The sequence below is a fragment of the Candidatus Burkholderia verschuerenii genome, from assembly GCF_001189365.1.
Lineage (GTDB): Bacteria > Pseudomonadota > Gammaproteobacteria > Burkholderiales > Burkholderiaceae > Caballeronia > Caballeronia verschuerenii.
Map to the genome: position 1 here is coordinate 1 of NZ_LFJJ01000152.1, position 14,263 is coordinate 14,263.

At 62.3% G+C, this 14,263-nt stretch carries 15 protein-coding genes and 1 tRNA gene; 5 read left to right on the forward strand and 11 right to left on the reverse strand.

Going from position 1 to position 14,263, the window contains the following annotated elements; genetic code table 11:
- Window positions 1-217 (forward strand): hypothetical protein (locus BVER_RS34335; RefSeq protein WP_232316694.1); only part of this gene is annotated, 217 nt, incomplete at its 5' end.
- Window positions 218-466: 249 nt separating this feature from the next.
- Here the strand turns inward: BVER_RS34335 and BVER_RS21220 are convergent.
- From BVER_RS21220 to BVER_RS21245, 6 genes are all read right to left on the reverse strand, one after another.
- Entirely contained in the window at window positions 467-1,048 is a 582-nt protein-coding gene (locus BVER_RS21220) for a glycine zipper domain-containing protein (RefSeq protein ID WP_050454971.1), read from the reverse strand.
- A 57-nt stretch (window positions 1,049-1,105) separates the two neighbouring features.
- Window positions 1,106-1,468 (reverse strand): DUF1488 family protein, encoded by a 363-nt coding sequence (locus tag BVER_RS21225; RefSeq protein ID WP_370444271.1) that lies wholly within the window; start codon window positions 1,466-1,468, stop codon window positions 1,106-1,108.
- Window positions 1,465-1,983: a DUF4142 domain-containing protein gene (locus BVER_RS21230; protein ID WP_050454972.1), complete on the reverse strand. Its 519-nt coding sequence runs from the start codon at window positions 1,981-1,983 to the stop codon at window positions 1,465-1,467. The genes BVER_RS21225 and BVER_RS21230 overlap by 4 nt, the downstream gene beginning before the upstream one ends.
- Before the next feature lie 47 nt (window positions 1,984-2,030).
- On the reverse strand, window positions 2,031-2,582 hold the full coding sequence (locus tag BVER_RS21235) for a type 1 glutamine amidotransferase domain-containing protein (protein WP_050454973.1): 552 nt from the start codon (window positions 2,580-2,582) through the stop codon (window positions 2,031-2,033).
- Between the two features lie 123 nt (window positions 2,583-2,705).
- Entirely contained in the window at window positions 2,706-4,073 is a 1,368-nt protein-coding gene (locus BVER_RS21240) for an MFS transporter (RefSeq protein ID WP_050454974.1), read from the reverse strand.
- A 75-nt stretch (window positions 4,074-4,148) separates the two neighbouring features.
- A complete protein-coding gene (locus tag BVER_RS21245) occupies window positions 4,149-4,652 on the reverse strand; it encodes a YbhB/YbcL family Raf kinase inhibitor-like protein (RefSeq protein ID WP_050454975.1) in 504 nt (167 codons plus the stop codon).
- Between the two features lie 324 nt (window positions 4,653-4,976).
- Here BVER_RS21245 and BVER_RS21250 point away from each other — a divergent pair, with 324 nt between their 5' ends.
- Window positions 4,977-6,452 carry a sensor domain-containing diguanylate cyclase gene (locus BVER_RS21250; RefSeq protein ID WP_050454976.1) on the forward strand — a complete coding sequence of 492 codons (1,476 nt, stop codon included), beginning with the start codon at window positions 4,977-4,979 and terminating at the stop codon, window positions 6,450-6,452.
- Between the two features lie 6 nt (window positions 6,453-6,458).
- Here the strand turns inward: BVER_RS21250 and BVER_RS21255 are convergent, their stop codons facing one another.
- Window positions 6,459-6,908 carry a hypothetical protein gene (locus BVER_RS21255; RefSeq protein WP_232316695.1) on the reverse strand — a complete coding sequence of 150 codons (450 nt, stop codon included), beginning with the start codon at window positions 6,906-6,908 and terminating at the stop codon, window positions 6,459-6,461.
- Between the two features lie 139 nt (window positions 6,909-7,047).
- Here BVER_RS21255 and BVER_RS21260 point away from each other — a divergent pair, with 139 nt between their 5' ends.
- On the forward strand, window positions 7,048-7,749 hold the full coding sequence (locus BVER_RS21260; protein ID WP_050454977.1) for a TetR/AcrR family transcriptional regulator: 702 nt from the start codon (window positions 7,048-7,050) through the stop codon (window positions 7,747-7,749).
- A gap of 78 nt (window positions 7,750-7,827) precedes the next feature.
- On the opposite strand, the gene BVER_RS21265 is transcribed toward BVER_RS21260, so the two are convergent.
- Window positions 7,828-8,673: a shikimate dehydrogenase gene (locus BVER_RS21265; RefSeq protein ID WP_050454978.1), complete on the reverse strand. Its 846-nt coding sequence runs from the start codon at window positions 8,671-8,673 to the stop codon at window positions 7,828-7,830.
- A 264-nt stretch (window positions 8,674-8,937) separates the two neighbouring features.
- On the opposite strand from BVER_RS21265, the gene BVER_RS21270 reads away from it, so the two are divergent.
- A complete protein-coding gene (locus BVER_RS21270) occupies window positions 8,938-10,845 on the forward strand; it encodes a bifunctional sugar phosphate isomerase/epimerase/4-hydroxyphenylpyruvate dioxygenase family protein (RefSeq protein ID WP_157056159.1) in 1,908 nt (635 codons plus the stop codon).
- Between the two features lie 4 nt (window positions 10,846-10,849).
- On the opposite strand, the gene BVER_RS21275 is transcribed toward BVER_RS21270, so the two are convergent.
- Complete coding sequence (locus tag BVER_RS21275) at window positions 10,850-11,143, reverse strand: hypothetical protein (RefSeq protein ID WP_050454980.1); 294 nt, start codon at window positions 11,141-11,143, stop codon at window positions 10,850-10,852.
- A gap of 162 nt (window positions 11,144-11,305) precedes the next feature.
- Between BVER_RS21275 and BVER_RS21280 the strand changes: the two genes are divergently transcribed.
- Window positions 11,306-11,380 (forward strand) — tRNA-Arg (locus tag BVER_RS21280).
- Between the two features lie 52 nt (window positions 11,381-11,432).
- Here BVER_RS21280 and BVER_RS21285 read toward each other — a convergent pair.
- Window positions 11,433-12,095: an HAD family hydrolase gene (locus BVER_RS21285; protein WP_157056158.1), complete on the reverse strand. Its 663-nt coding sequence runs from the start codon at window positions 12,093-12,095 to the stop codon at window positions 11,433-11,435.
- Between the two features lie 48 nt (window positions 12,096-12,143).
- Complete coding sequence (locus BVER_RS21290; RefSeq protein WP_232316696.1) at window positions 12,144-14,054, reverse strand: putative bifunctional diguanylate cyclase/phosphodiesterase; 1,911 nt, start codon at window positions 14,052-14,054, stop codon at window positions 12,144-12,146.
- Window positions 14,055-14,263 lie beyond the last annotated feature (209 nt).

A 14,263-nucleotide genomic window follows, 5' to 3' on the forward strand; every position in this document is an offset into this window, starting at 1 on the left:
CCATGGCGTAAGCCCTCCCGAGGGCAGGTTGACGAACTGGACATTCATCAACTTACACCACGGCCACCCCTGCCTCTGCGCTCCTGCCGCCTCAGCGTTTTTGCACATCATTCTGCACACTACCGATAAAACCGATGAGGCATTCGAGGCCGTTTCGCTGATCATCTGCCGGTTGCCCAAACAGCCCAAAACCGGCCGCGCGAGCGGGCCGGAGTAAGCCGAAGGGGACCGATACCGGAATGGGCGAGAGAGCGCTGATCGCATGGGAACCAGCGCGCGGACAAATCATGAAGGCACTCGCTACTGCTGTGCCAAGTCTCTAATACCGTGCCGCGGCCGCTCAAGAAGGTGCTTAGGATCGGCCAAGCGGTTTTTTTTGGTTACTTTCTTTGCCGCCGCAAAGAAAGTAACCCCTCCGCCGGGAAGGCGGCTACTGAATACCCACCCCACAAACACAAAAAAAAACTCAAACCCGCGACTGCGCCCCAGCAAACTCCCCATTAACAGGATGCGGCGGCTGCAAAGGATCGAAGTCACTCCAGCGCCCTTGCTTCCACCGCCCGGAAGCTCGCTCAATATCAATCCCACCAGACTCACGCAAGATAGCAGCAGCCTGCGTCTGCGATTCAGGCGAAACGTGCACGGCAACAAGCACACCAGCATGCCGCGTAGGCTCTTCGGCATGATGCGCCGCCCGAGGCTTCCGCGTATGCGACATGGCGCCGGCCAGCGACCCTACATAAGCCCCCACACCAGCCGCGATCAAAGAAATCAGCACCGGCGGCTGAAACACGGCAAATATCGCCGCACCGACGATCGCGCCAACAACAGCGCCTATGGTCACGCCCTTGCCCGCGCCCTTCGGCGCAGCGCTCGCGCCCGCATCGGTGCCGACGTCACCGCCAATCGGATGCCGCGCGTGCTGCCCGCTCGGATTGACGAAGAACAGCGTCACGTCCTCTTCGACGAAACCGCGCGAGAAAAGCTTCTGTGCCGCCGATTCAGCGGCGGGGAAGGTCTGGAATCGGCCCGCGATGATCAGGGACATGTTTTCCTCCTTGTTGTGTCAGTTACGTTGCGTGTGTGGACCCGAAACACTCCGGAGTCACTCCGGCTCCAGCCCGGCGACGCGAAACAACCCCGAGCGCAGCACGACGGATTCGCCGCCGTTGTCGTCAAGTACTTCGGCGCACACCGCGCGAATCCGCGCCGAACCGCGCTCGAATGCCGGCAGCAAGTCTTCCTCGCGAGCCGAGCGCGCGCCAAAATGGTCTTCGAGCGCTTCGGCGCTGATCGAGCAGACAACCGGCTCGCCATCGACGAGCGCGGTGAAATGGATCGCGAGATCGTCGCCGTCGAATACGGGCGATTCGTCCACGAAAGTGATGTGCATGGTCGAGTCCTCATAGGCAGGGCGCGGATGAAAAATCACCTCGTCCACGCGATCGGATACGGGCGTGACGCTCATGACGACGCCTTCGTTCTGGCGAGTTGCTGCGCCATCGACAAGTGATGGCCGATGACCGGCAGCGCCTTGGTCGCGGCGGCTTTTAGCGCGACATCGTTGCCTTGCTCGCTTTCCTTCCTGAAAAGCTCGACGGCTTTTTGATGCCCGCCGACCGCTACCTCTTGAATATAGGCCTTATCGAACTCGGCGCCCTTGAGATTCTGCAAACTGCCGATCACCGACGAATCCGCGCTCGGCGGCGCGGTGATGCCGTGGCGCTTGGCGATCACGTCGAGATTGCGCGCGAGCCTGGTGTGATCGGCGATCATTCGCTGTGCGAATTCCTTGACCTGCTTGTCGGAGGAACTCTTGAGCGCGAGCTTGCTGGCGGCGATTTCGGTCGCGCCGGCCGTGCCCGCGTCCTGCATGAACTGTTGATCGCCGGTCGAGAGTTTCTGTGCCTGCGCGGCGGTCGCGCTCGCCGCCAACGTTTGCGGCCAGGCGTGCTCAGCGTGCTTCAGCGAGGTTTTGCGCATCGGCTGACTCCGATTCGTTTCGTCTTATGAGCGGGAGAGAGCGGGCCTTACGCGGCGCGCGCCTTGCCGAGCGTTTCGATCAGCGCGCGATTGAAGGCGGGAATGTCGTCCGGCTTACGGCTCGTGATCAGATTGCCGTCGATCTGCACTTCCTGATCGACCCACGTACCGCCGGCATTGCGCACGTCGTCCTGAAGGCTCGGCCAGCTCGTCATCGTGCGGCCCGCGACGATGCCCGCCGAGATCGGCAGCCAGCCGCCGTGACAGATCACCGCGATGGGCTTCTTCGCGCGATCTGCGTCCTTCACGAAGCTCTGCGCCTTCGCATCGAGACGCAGCGCATCGCCGTTGACGACGCCGCCGGGCAGCACGACCGCATCGTAATCGGCGGCGTTCGCGGCATCGAAGGCGACATCGACGTTCACCTTGTCGCCCTTGTCGACGTGCTTGAAGCCCTGAATCTGCCCGGGCTTCTGCGATACGACGTCGACCTTCGCGCCGGCTTCCTTCAGCGCGCGTTGCGGCTCGATCAGTTCGGCCTGTTCGAAGCCGTCCACCGCAAGAATGGCGACCTTGTAGCCGTTGAGAGAAATAGCCATGAACACACTCCTTGTTTGCTGTTTTCTGCGTTCCGCGAACGGCGGAAACTTCGAAGGAAATTCAGCAAAGGGTGTGCCCACGTTGATGAGAGCGCTTGTGCGGTGCGATGCCTCGAGTTGGCGTCAGGCGGCCTCGACGCTGCGCTTGCCGGCCATCCGCAACATGCTGACGACTGCCGCCGCCGCCGAAAACGCCGCCGCGACGCCGATGGCGATAAACGGTCCGCGTTGCGGCGCGAGTCCGAAAATCAGCGCGACGAGCGCCGCGCTCAGCGTTTGTCCGGTCAGCCGCGCGGTGCCGAGCATGCCGCTCGCGCCGCCGCTGCGATGACGCGGCGCGGAACCGATAATCTGCCGATTGTTCGGTGTCTGGAACAGGCCGAAGCCGAGCCCGCACACCGCCATGCGCCACGCGATATCGAACGCAGTGGGATGCGCGCCGACAGTCGCGAGCAGAATTAGCCCGACAGTAAGAATCGCCAGCCCGATGCCGCCCAGAATCCCCGCCGAATAGCGATCCGCCAGCACGCCCGCGAGCGGCGCGACGAACACGATAACGAGCGGCCACGGCGTCATCAGAAAGCCGGTTTCCACCTGACTCATGCCGAAGCCGTTCTGCAGCAGAAACGGCAGCGAAACGAAGGTCAGCATTTGCGCGCAGAACGAGCAAACTGATGTGCCGATCGACAGCGCGAACACGGGAATGCGCAACAGATCGACCGGCAGCAGCGGCGCGCTCTGCTTCGACTGGCGCCGCACGAGGAAATAGCAGACGATCGCCGCAACGAAGAATTCGCCGATCACGAACGGGCGATGCTCGCCGTGCCCGAGCCCGTCGACGGCGACGATCGCCAGGCCGAAGAACACCGCGTTCATCAGCGCGCTCACGTAGTCGTACGGCTGCCGATGGCCCGGATTGCGCGGCAACGCGCGCAGGCCGATGCTCACCGCCGCGATGCCGATCGGCACGTTGATCGCGAACAGCCACGGCCACGGCGCGATGGCGAGCACGCCGGAGGCAACCGTTGGTCCGATCACCGAGGAAATCGCGACCACCGTCGCGTTGATGCTGACGCCGCGCCCGAGTTGCTTGTGCGGATAAATGTGGCGAATCAGCGCCGTGTTGACGCTCATCAATCCCGCCGCGCCGAAGCCCTGAATAACGCGTGCGATCGTCAGTTCGGCGAGCGAGCCCGACAGCGCACACGCGAACGACGACACCGTAAACAGCGCCAGCCCGGCCAGATACACGCGCCAATAGCCGATTCGATCGCCGAGCGAGGCGAGCGGCAACAGCGACATCGTGATGGTCAACTGATACGCGTTGACGACCCAGATCGAGTCGGCGGGCGAGGCGTGGAGGTTGCGCGCGATGGTCGGCAGCGCGACGTTCGCGATGGCGCCGTCGAGCACGGCGAGCGTGACGCCGAGCGCCACGACCGCGATGGCCCAGTAGCGCTGTGGCAGCGGAAGACCTTGGTCGGAATCCATCGATGGCAGATTTTTTATGGCAGGCGGCGCATCGTGTGACGCGCCGCTTTTTGATGCCTTGTCGTGATGCCGCGCTTACTTCAGTTCGTACAGCCCGGTGTAAGTCGCCGAGTCGATCTCGTTCAGATGCGTCATGAAGCGCGCGACGGCGTTGGTCGCGTTGCCGTCGAGCGGCAGGCCTTCGGCCTTGAGCGCATGAATGCGGAAGATGTAGCGATGCGGTTTGTCGCCGCGCGGAGGCGCCGCGCCGCCGAAGCCGACCAGCCCGTAGTCGTTGCGCAATTGCAGTGCGCCTTGCGGCAGGAGACTGCCGTCGGCCTTGCCCGCGTTGCGCGGCAGCGAGCGGCAATCGGCCGGAATATTGACCACGACCCAGTGCCAGAAACCGCTGCCGGTGGGCGCGTCGGGATCGTAGACGGTCAATGCGAAGCTGGCGGTATCGGCGGGCGGGTCTTCCCATTGCAGCGCCGGCGAAAGGTTCTCGCCCGAGCCGCCGAATGCCTGCTGATCGAACTCCTGCGCGCGCGACATGAAACCGTTCGCGGGGAATTCGTCGGACCAGATACGGAAATCAGCCATGAGAGTCATGCCTCCTTTGCAGCGTGATGCGGAGTGGAAACGGCGCGCATGCCAGCGCGGCGGATGCGCGAACCGGTGCAGCAAACATGCCCGGCGCGTGTGACGTCGACGCGGGACGCGCGTGGAAAGAGGATCGGACGAGTGTAGCATCCGCCCCCGAATTCCGTCGGCGGTGGCGGGGCGTTTCGGAAGTTTCGTTCGATGTGCGTCTTCGTTGCGCTTTTTTAGCGAAAAATGAGCGGGAAAAGTCGCCACGCTAGAATATTGAGATGCCGTCGGAATCAGCCGTCAAATCGCTTTTAAGCGCCAGCAGAAAGGACTGCCATGCCAAATGACCCGCGTCGCGCCACCGGGCAATTCACGCCCGCGGGTGTCCCCGAGGACGACGCCGACATGTTCGATCTCGCGCCCGTGTCGCTGTGGCTCGAAGACTTCAGCGCCGTGCGCGAGCAATTCGAGCGCTGGCGCGAGGCGGGCGTGACGGACCTGCGCGCGCATCTGTCGGGCGATGCGTCGCGGATCGTCGAATGCGCGTCGCGGATTCGCGTCGTCAAGGTCAACCGGCGCACGCTGTCGCTGTTCGGCGCGCGCGATCTCGATCATCTCGTGCAGAACCTCGAGCGCGTGTTCCGCGACGACATGCTCACCACGCATATCGACGAACTCGAGCAGTTGTGGTCGGGCAAGCCGCATTTCGTGAGTCAGACGGTCAACTACACGCTCGACGGCAAGCGGCTCGACGTGTTGCTCAAGGCCGTCATTCTGCCGGGACACGAAGAGACCTGGAGCCGCGTGCTGGTCACCATCGAAGACATCACCGAACTCGAAACCGTGCGGCGCAAGGAGGCCGAGGGCGTGCTGTACGCGCGCGGGCTGTTCGAGCATTCGCCGGTGTCCTTGTGGGTCGAGGACTTCAGTTCGGTGAAGGCGCTGCTCGACGATGTGCGCGAGCGCGGCATCGTCGACTTTCGCACCTTCACGAGCGTGCATCCCGAATTCGTCGAGCGATGCATGCAGGAGATTCATGTACTCGACGTGAATCAGCACACGCTGCGCATGTTCGCCGCATCCGACAAGGCGACGCTGCTCGCGCGCCTGCCCGACGTGTTCCGCGACGACATGCGTCAGCATTTTCAGGAACAGTTGATCGAGCTATGGGACGGCAAGCTGTTCCATCAGCGCGAAGTGCTCAACTATTCGCTCGATGGCAGCGAAGTGCACGTCCATCTGCAATTCTCGGTGTTTCCGGGGCACGAGGCGCGCTGGGATCTCGTGCTGATCGGGCTGACGGATATCACCGCGCGCAAGAAGGCCGAAGCGTATCTGGAGTTCCTCGGCAAGCATGACGTGCTGACCAAGCTGAAGAACCGTTCGTTCTATATCGACGAGATCAATCGGCTGGAGCGCAAGGGGCCGTATCCGGTGACGGCGATCGCGGTCGATGTGAACGGCCTCAAGGCGGCCAACGATCAGCTCGGCCACGCTGCCGGCGATGCCCTGTTGCGTCGCGCCGGCGAAGTGCTCGGCAAGGCGGTGGAGAAGCCGTTCCATGCGGCGCGTATCGGCGGCGACGAGTTCATGGTGCTGTTGCCCGGCACCGACGAACGCGGCGGCGAAACGGTGATGGAGAGCATCCGCCAGTTGCTCGAAGTGAACAACCAGTTCTATTCGGGCACGCCGCTATCCTTCGCGATGGGCGCGGCCACGGCGCACGAAAGCGAGCGCCTCGAACCGATGCTGCAACGCGCCGACGCCGCGATGTACGAAGAGAAGCGCGCGCATTACGACAAGGAAGACTGAACGGTTTTATTGCGCCGGCGGTTGCGGTTGCGTCACTTCGTCGATGCCTTGCGATAGCGGCGGGCACGCGTCGTTGATTTCCTTTTTGTATTGCACGGGATTGCTCGTCCTGAGTTTGTCGAAGCGATCGACGGTCGGTTGCGCCTGCGCGAGGCCGAGCTTCCATTCGGCTTCGAAGTCGGGCGCATCGGGGAAATTGACGCGCGCGGTTTCCTTGAAGCGCGCGATCTTCGCGGCATCGAGATGACAGACATCGGCGGCGCCGCGCGCGAGGTTGGCGCTCGTCATCACGCCTTCGGCGGCGAGCAGCGCCTTCTTCGACGGATGACCGGGCGGCATCGGCTGCGGCTGTTGCTGCTGTTGCGGCTGCGTTTGCGGTGCCTGTTGTGCATGGAGTGCTGTCACGGGCAGGGAAATCATCGCGAGCAGGGCGACGACGAGAGCGTTCGAGCGCATCATGGGATATCCGTTTTATTCCATCGTGGGGAATAGAAAATTATAGGGTGATCCCCTTAGAAACGAATGCCCGGTATGGCAATGAAGCGTATAACCCCCATGCTAGAATCGTTTCCCAACGCCGTTCTCGATCCCAACAATGAAAAAAGCAAGCAAGCCCGCCGGCGAGGCGAGCAAGGCCACGAGTGCTGCGCCCGCTTCGAATTCGGTGGAAGGGCGGCGCAAATACGATCCTGAGGAGACCAAGCGGAACATCCTGGACATCGCGACTCAGGAGTTCTCGGCGATGGGTCTCACGGGCGCGCGCGTCGATGCGATCGCGGAGCGCACCAACACCACCAAGCGCATGCTGTACTACTACTTCGGCAGCAAGGAAGGCTTGTACGAAGCCGTGCTGGAGCAGGTCTACGGCGATATTCGCGCGCTCGAGCAGGAGTTGCAACTCGCGGAAATGGACTCCGAGCAAGCCTTGCGCGAGTTCGTCGGTTTCACGTTCGATTACCACGACAAACATCGCGATTTCGTGCGGCTCGTGACCATCGAGAATATTCACGGCGCGAAGTACATCGAACAATCGAAGACCTTCAAGACGCGCAATTCCACCGTTATCAAGACCATCGAGGATCTAATCGCGCGTGGCGTGGCGGCGGGGCGTTTTCGCGAGGACATCGATCCGATCGATCTGCATCTGATGATCAGCTCGATGTGCTTTCACCGCGTCGCGAACCGGCATACGTGGGGCGCGGCGTTCGGACGCGATCCGTCGGGCGTGCGTTCGCGAACGCGGCATCGCGAGATGATCATCGATTCCGTCGTGCGTTTCATGCGGCGCGACGGGTGATCTTCAAGGTCGATCGCAAGATGACAAAACGGCGGCGCTCTTTCGAGGCCGCCGTTTTTTGTTTCCGCCGCTAAGCGATTATTGTTCGAGCAAGCGCTGGAAGTGTTCGAACATGCGTTCCGCGTCCGGTTCGCGGCCGGTAAAGATGCGCAGCGCATCGACCGCCTGACACACCGCCATGCCGCCGCCGCTCACCGTGCGGCAACCGAGCGCCTTCGCCGCCTTGAGCAATTCGGTTTCGAGCGGGAAATAGACGATCTCCGCGACCCACAAATCCTTGTGCAGATACTCCGCCGGCAAGGGCAGGCCGGGCAGCTTCGCCATGCCGGTCGGCGTCGCGTGGATAAGGCCGTTCGCCGCCGCCAGCGTCTCGCGCAGATCGCCGCCGCTCGTCACCGTGCGATCCGGAAAGCGCGCGCCCAGTTCCGCCGCGAGCGCATCGTCCGAGTCGAACAGCGTGAGCGTGCGTGCGCCCATCGTCAGCGCCGCATGGGCGACGGCCGCGCCCGCGCCGCCCGCGCCGAGCTGCACGACGCGATCCATCGGCACGCCCGGCAGGCCGCGCTGAAACGCCCGTGCGAAACCCGACCAGTCCGTGTTGTAGCCGATGCGCTTGCCGTCCTTCAGCACGACCGTATTGACCGCGCCGAGCGCGCGCGCGTCGGGATCGAGATCGTCGAGCAGCGGAATGACGCTCTGCTTGCACGGATACGTGATGTTGAGGCCGTCGAAGCCCATGCGTTCGGCCGCGACCAGCAGATCGGGCAGGGCGGACGGATCGAGATTCAGCGCCTGCAGATCGATGCGCCGGTACACATAGTTCAGCCCGAGCACGCGGCCTTCTTCCTCGTGCATGGCGGGCGTGAGCGAACCCGCGATACCCGAACCGATCAGGCCGATGAGATAGGACGTTTTGCTGTTCATGCGCGATGCTCCCGCAAGAGTTCGACGCGCCGACGAATCGAGGCCGCGCCGCGAAAAATGGAATGTCCGAAGTGTGAGCGCGCCCGCGATCGCTGTCCTTCGGTGTTTCTACATATTTTGTACCATCTAGTTAGTTTTCTATTATCTCGCAGAATGACGTGGAGTGTGCGTGCGCCGGCGATTGTGCCTACACTGAAGCGAGCCACGCGCATCGAACTTCGCATCGAACTTGTATGCCAACAGGAGGCAGCCATGCTGCATTCGATTCCGACCTCCATCGCGACGGTATCCATCAGCGGCACGCTGCCCGAGAAGCTCAAGGCCATCAGGGACGCGGGTTTCGACGGCGTCGAAATCTTCGAGAACGATCTGCTGTACTTCGATGGTACGCCTGCCGACGTGCGCCGAATGTGCGCGGATCTGGGCCTTGCCATCTATCTGTTCCAGCCGTTTCGCGACTTCGACGGCGTGAGTTCCGAGCGGCTCGCGAAAAACGTCGAGCGCGCCAAACGCAAGTTCGAGTTGATGCACGAGCTCGGCACCGACCGCATTCTGGTGTGCAGCAACGTGTCGCCGGACATGATTCGCGACGACGCGCTGATCGTCGATCAACTCGGCACGCTCGCGCGCATCGCGAAGGAAGCGGGCGTGATCGTCGCGTACGAGGCGCTTGCGTGGGGCCGTCACGTCAACTCGTACAAGCACGCGTGGAAACTCGTCGATGCGGTAAATCAGCCGAATCTCGGCCTCGCGCTCGATACGTTCCACACGCTTTCGATTCGCGACAGCGTGGACGAGATCGCGTCGATTCCGGGCGATCGCATCGCCTTCGTGCAGATCGCCGATGCGCCCGTGCTGGCGATGGACGTGCTCGAATGGAGCCGTCACTATCGCTGCTTTCCGGGGCAGGGCGCGTTCGATGTCGCGGGCTTTACCGCGCGTGTGCTCGAAGCCGGTTACAAGGGGCCGCTGCTGTCGCTCGAAATTTTCAACGATGATTTCCGCGCCGCGCCCACCGCGATCACGGCGGCGGACGGGCATTGCTCGTTGCGTTTTCTGGAAGAGCAGACGCGCGCGCTGATGCAAGCAACGGGTAAGGCCGCGCCGCCCGAGTTGTTCGATCCGCTCGCGCCGCCGCAGCATATCGGCTTCCAGTTCCTCGAGTTCGCCGTCGATCAGAACACGCGCGAACAGGTCGCGGCCTGGTTGAGCAAGCTCGGTTTCAGGCTGGCGGGCAAGCATCGTTCGAAGGATGTGACGCTTTACCGGCATGGCGCGGGATCGATCGTGCTGAACGCGGAAGCGTATTCGTTCGCGAGCGAGTTCTTTCAGAAGCACGGTTTGTCGCTGTGCGCGTCGGCGTTTCATGTCGACGATGCGAAGCGCGCGTTCGAGCGCGCCGCCGCCTACGGTTCGAGGCCGTTTTCCGGGCGCGTCGGGCCGAACGAGCGTGTGGTGCCGGCCGTGCAGTCGCCCGACGGCAGTCTCGATTATTTGGTCGATGAAGCGCCGGGCGCGCCGACCTTGTGGGAATCCGATTTCGTGCTGACCGACATCGACGGTCCGGTCGAAGTGGGGCCGCTGGAACGCATCGATCACGTGTGTCTGTCGCTGCCCGCCGATGCGCTCGACACCTGGGTGCTGTTCTTCCGCAGCGCGTTTGGTTTCGAGACCGAAGCAGCCGTGCTCGTGCCCGATCCCTACGGACTCATGCACAGCCGCGCGGTGCGTTCGCGCGACGGCTCGGTGCGGATCGCACTGAACGCGTCGATGGATCGCTATACGGCGGTGTCGGAATCGTTGACGACGTATCGCGGTTCGGGCCTGAATCACGTCGCCTTCAGCACGCCCGATATCTTCGATGCGATTCCGCGTCTCGAAGCGGACGGCGTGCGTTTCCTGCGCATTCCGCGCAACTACTACGACGATCTGGTGGCGCGCTTCGGCCTCGACGACGAGCTCATCGACACGATGCACGAGCACAACATTCTCTACGACCGCGACGAGCGCGGCGGCGAGTTCTTCCATGCGTACACGGAGCAGCTCGATCAGCGCTTCTTCCTCGAAGTGATTGAGCGGCGCGGCGGCTACGACGGCTACGGCGCGGCGAATGCGGCGGTGCGGCTCGCGGCGCACGCGCAACAGCAGCGCGCGCGGCAGAACGCGCGCTGACGCATCACACGAGGCAGGCCGCTTGCGCGACGGGCAGCGTGGTGTCGTCGCGGCCCGCGTGTTCGGCGATGTCGAGATACAGATACAGCCGATGCACGGTCTGAATTTGCGTCGGCGATAGATGCGCCTGCCCGATCACGGTGGCGATGCGTTCGCGCCAGTACGACGTCGGCAGCGCGGGGCCGCCGGAATCGCACGACAGGAAACGTCGCAGCATCCGTTCGAGATGGGTCAGGTCTTGATCCGCCAGCAGCGCCGAAAACGCGCCCTGCGGCTTGGTGTCGGTATAGAGGTCCATATTCGCGATGGCGGCGCGCGCGAACGGGTACTTGATAGGTGTAAACCCTTGACCGGCGATTTCCCTGAGTCGATTCGGCCGATGCCGAGGCCGAGGCCGATTCGAGCCGCGCCGTTTGCTATACTCTGCGCTCGCTCGCCGCCCGACGGCGACAACGGTCCACTCCCCGTAGTTCAATGGATAGAACGAGTGCCTCCTAAGCGCTAGATGCAGGTTCGATTCCTGCCGGGGGGACCAGCGAGCTTGCCTCGCCACCCGCATTCCGCGTCGTCGTCATCATCACGCGCCGCTACGCCGCCAACGGCGATCGCGCCAAACAAGCATAAAGCGCGGCCGGCCCCGGATAAACCGCGATACAACCCGCTTCAAGCAAAGACCGCTCGGGAAACGCGCCCGTCAGCAGTCCGATCGTACGCAACCCGGTTTTCCGCGCCGCTTGCGCATCGTACGGAGAGTCGCCGATGACCATCGCGGTTGCCGGTTCGACGCCTAGCTTCTCGAGCGCCACTTCGAACACATCGGGCGCGGGCTTCGACTGGTCCACATCTTCCGACGACACGGTGACATCCACCAGATCGGCGATGCCCGCGATGTCGAGATAAACCGCGAGTTCATCCTTCTTCGCCGATGAGCCGATTGCGATCTTCACGTCGTTATCGCGAAGCTTCTGGATCAGCTCCGGCACGGCGGAAAACGGCCGGATCATCGAGAGGTAATGCTTCTTGAAATGCTCGCCGCGCCACGCTTCGAGTGCTTTCCCGTGATCCCGAATCTGCGCCTCGGACAAATACGCCGGCAGCAGATTGTCTCCGCCTTTGCCGATTTGACTGCGCGCCTGCTCGATCGTCACGTCATGGCCGAAGTGCGCGAACGCTTCGTGCCACGCCAGGGCATGCAGATCGACGGAATCGATCAGGGTGCCGTCGATATCGAAGATAGCCGCGCTTATCATGAGACGCTCCAGAGGACGAAAAGGAGCATGGCCCAGACCGGGCGCATGTCACGCTTCGGACAGCAATGCGCGTGCCGTTTGCGTGTCCAGATAGTCCAACGCGTCTTGCAACTTCATCGGCTTGCCGAACAGATACCCTTGCGCGGAAACACATCCCAACTCCAGCGCGAGATCGCGCTGCGCCGCCGTCTCGACACCTTCGACCGTGCTCGCCACCGACAACCGGCGGCACATGCTGACGATGGTTCGCACGATATCCTGACACGCCTGATCCGACTCGATGCTCGTGACAAAACTGCGGTCGATCTTGATCTTATCGAGCGGCAGCCGATGCACGTAGCTCAGCGACGAGTGTCCCGAGCCGAAGTCATCGAGCGCGATACGCGCGCCCAGCCGCCGCAAGCGCGCGAGCGATTCACGCGCCTGCTCGAAATCCGGCATCACCGCGGTTTCCGTGACTTCGAACACGATGCGTCGCGCGTCCAGTCCGCTTTGCTCGACGATATGCTCGATCCGCGCGGTCTGCTCCCTGCGCGAGATATCGTGCGTCGATAAATTGAACGAGACGAATAGCTCGTGCGGCCAGCTCCGCAGCGCGGCAAGCGCCTTGTTGAGCAGGTTTTCCGTCAACCGGTTGATGAGGTCCGAACGTTCGGCAACGGGAATGAATTCATCAGGTCCCACTGGGCCGAGTTTGTCGTTCGTCCAGCGGGCGAGCGTTTCGAAACCGATCACGCGCTGCGTCTGCAACTCCACGATCGGCTGAAACGCCAGCGTCAGTTCGTCGTTCAATATCGCCAGCCGCAGTTCCTGTTCGATGATGCTCGAGCGCCGAATCCGCGTCTCGTGATTGACGGAAAAGATCGCGGACGTACCGCGCGCCGTGCGCTTGGCGAAATACATCGCGTAGTCGGCGCGCTCGTATAGTTCCTGCGCGTTGTTGCCCGCATCCGGATAGGTCGCGAAGCCGGCCGACCCGAGCAAGCTGACGGTGACATCGCGAATCTCGATGGTTCCCTTCAGTGTATCGGTGATGCATTGGCCGACCTGATCCAGTTCGTCGCGCGTCAGATCGCGATCCAGCAGCACGCCGAATTCGTCGCCACCGAGACGCGCAATCTGCGTATTCGTGCAGGCCATGCCAACGAGCCGCGTCGCCGCTTCGATCAGCAGGCGATCGCCGACCGTGTGGCCGTAGGCATCGTTCACCTGCTTGAAGCCGTCCAGATCGATCACGCCGACGACGAAGCGCGTGCCGTTGCGCTGTGCGTTTTCCAGCAACACGGCAAGCGACGAAAAGAAGCTGCGTCGATTGGGCAAGCCGGTCAGGCTGTCGAGATTAGCCAGGCGAAAATTTTCATCGCTGAGCGCAAGGGTCGCGATTTGCTGATTCTGAAGCTTCTTGCGCGAATCGATCAGCTTCGTGAAGTCGCGGTAGTTGATGAGCAGGATCACCGTCATGGCAAACGCGACCAGCACGATATTGATGGCGATTGCAACGAATACGGGTTGTCCACTGGACAGGAAGAAAAGCGTCCACGGCGTCACTACGATCACGGTCAACAGGATCGCGGCGGGGCGCAGGTGCATCAGACAAAAGATGCAGCCGATCACCGTGATCGACATGTAGAACGCGACGTGCGCGCGCGCATAGGCGTCGCCGTATTGATAAAGCGCGAGCGCCCAGCCGGTGAACGCCGTGCCGAACAAAACCGTCAGCCACACCGTCCGGCGCAACAGCCACACGACTTTGTCATGCGGCATGTCGTCGAAGCGCTTTTTCCACCACGAAATCGCGCGGATCACGCAGACGACGCAAAGCGTGTCCGGCACCAGCAGGCTCAAGGCGGCGGGCGCGCGATCGAAGAAAGTGAAGCTGACTGCCAGCGTATTGACGACGAGGATGAAGTAAAGCAGCGGGAGTTGGCGGCACAGCGCGGCGAGTTGCGAGCGCGTCAACTCAGAATTGTCGTTGCAAATGCGAAGCAGCGATCGAACCATCTTCGTAGATCGCATGGGGCCTTTCCTCTCAGTAATAGCTTTCTAGGCTCTGTTCACATTTGAAGAAATGTGTTTACATCTCATCTTTTGCGTAAGCGATCAAGATGAGTCGAATGTTGCTGACCGATGAGATATGGGGACGACTGGAGTCCATTGTTCCGGGTAAG

What these genes read in the sequence shown, in the direction of transcription:
- BVER_RS21220 (WP_050454971.1), bottom strand. Translation starts at nt 1,048, where the DNA reads ATGTCCCTGATCATCGCGGGCCGATTCCAGACCTTCCCCGCCGCTGAA.
- BVER_RS21225 (WP_370444271.1), bottom strand. Translation starts at nt 1,468, where the DNA reads ATGAGCGTCACGCCCGTATCCGATCGCGTGGACGAGGTGATTTTTCAT.
- BVER_RS21230 (WP_050454972.1), bottom strand. Translation starts at nt 1,983, where the DNA reads ATGCGCAAAACCTCGCTGAAGCACGCTGAGCACGCCTGGCCGCAAACG.
- BVER_RS21235 (WP_050454973.1), bottom strand. Translation starts at nt 2,582, where the DNA reads ATGGCTATTTCTCTCAACGGCTACAAGGTCGCCATTCTTGCGGTGGAC.
- BVER_RS21240 (WP_050454974.1), bottom strand. Translation starts at nt 4,073, where the DNA reads ATGGATTCCGACCAAGGTCTTCCGCTGCCACAGCGCTACTGGGCCATC.
- BVER_RS21245 (WP_050454975.1), bottom strand. Translation starts at nt 4,652, where the DNA reads ATGGCTGATTTCCGTATCTGGTCCGACGAATTCCCCGCGAACGGTTTC.
- BVER_RS21250 (WP_050454976.1), top strand. Translation starts at nt 4,977, where the DNA reads ATGCCAAATGACCCGCGTCGCGCCACCGGGCAATTCACGCCCGCGGGT.
- BVER_RS21255 (WP_232316695.1), bottom strand. Translation starts at nt 6,908, where the DNA reads ATGCGCTCGAACGCTCTCGTCGTCGCCCTGCTCGCGATGATTTCCCTG.
- BVER_RS21260 (WP_050454977.1), top strand. Translation starts at nt 7,048, where the DNA reads ATGAAAAAAGCAAGCAAGCCCGCCGGCGAGGCGAGCAAGGCCACGAGT.
- BVER_RS21265 (WP_050454978.1), bottom strand. Translation starts at nt 8,673, where the DNA reads ATGAACAGCAAAACGTCCTATCTCATCGGCCTGATCGGTTCGGGTATC.
- BVER_RS21275 (WP_050454980.1), bottom strand. Translation starts at nt 11,143, where the DNA reads ATGGACCTCTATACCGACACCAAGCCGCAGGGCGCGTTTTCGGCGCTG.
- BVER_RS21285 (WP_157056158.1), bottom strand. Translation starts at nt 12,095, where the DNA reads ATGATAAGCGCGGCTATCTTCGATATCGACGGCACCCTGATCGATTCC.